The organism is Microvirga zambiensis WSM3693 (assembly GCF_016735695.1).
In the GTDB taxonomy this organism is placed as follows: Bacteria; Pseudomonadota; Alphaproteobacteria; order Rhizobiales; family Beijerinckiaceae; genus Microvirga; species Microvirga zambiensis.
Genome location: NZ_JAERQD010000233.1, coordinates 1 through 642 on the forward strand (window position 1 = coordinate 1; position 642 = coordinate 642).

Genomic DNA, 642 nt, shown 5'->3' on the forward strand with positions numbered 1-642 from the left:
TTCGATCTGACCCCGGTCTATGCCCGGCGCGGCGACTGGGCGGTCATGCTTCTCGAGCAGAAGCAGCTGCGCGAGGTGCGCAAACGGGCGTTCGACGAGGTCACGATCTGCCGGAGGGCCGCAGAGGAGGCCCTGAGCGCGCTGGCGGAGCAGTTCCCGGACATCGACCGCGGTGAGCTCGAGGATCGGCTGAAGACCCTTCAGGCCCGCACGCCGACCCGCTCGCAGATGACGCTGCCGGCTGATCTCCTGGACGCGTGGCAGCTGTTGAGAACCGACACCGAAGAGACCTTCTATGAAGCGGGCAATGCCGGACTCGGAGTCCGCCACTTAGAAACAAACAACGGTTCTCCTAGTGAGACTTGTAACAAGGGCTTTCCGAAGAAAGCTGGGGCGGTTCGTCAAACCGAACAACCGCCGGAGCACCTATCACCGGAATTGATCCTTGAGGCCTGCCCCACCCTGACCGATTACCCCGAACCCATTGAGGACCTGGCCGGCCTGGTGGCGGCGGGGCGCTATCTGCGGGCCTCGCTGGGGGCGAACGAAAGTGCCTGGACCGAGGCCGTGGCCGAGATCGGCCTGGTGCGGGCCGCGGTGACGGTGATCTACGTGCTGCAGCTCTACGACGACGACGTCTCG

General features: G+C 64.8%; 1 protein-coding gene. It reads left to right on the forward strand.

Annotation, left to right across the window (positions count from 1 at the left end):
- Window positions 1-642: replication initiation protein RepC (repC, locus tag JKL46_RS35055; RefSeq protein WP_246529758.1), on the forward strand; the 642-nt coding region annotated here is incomplete at both ends.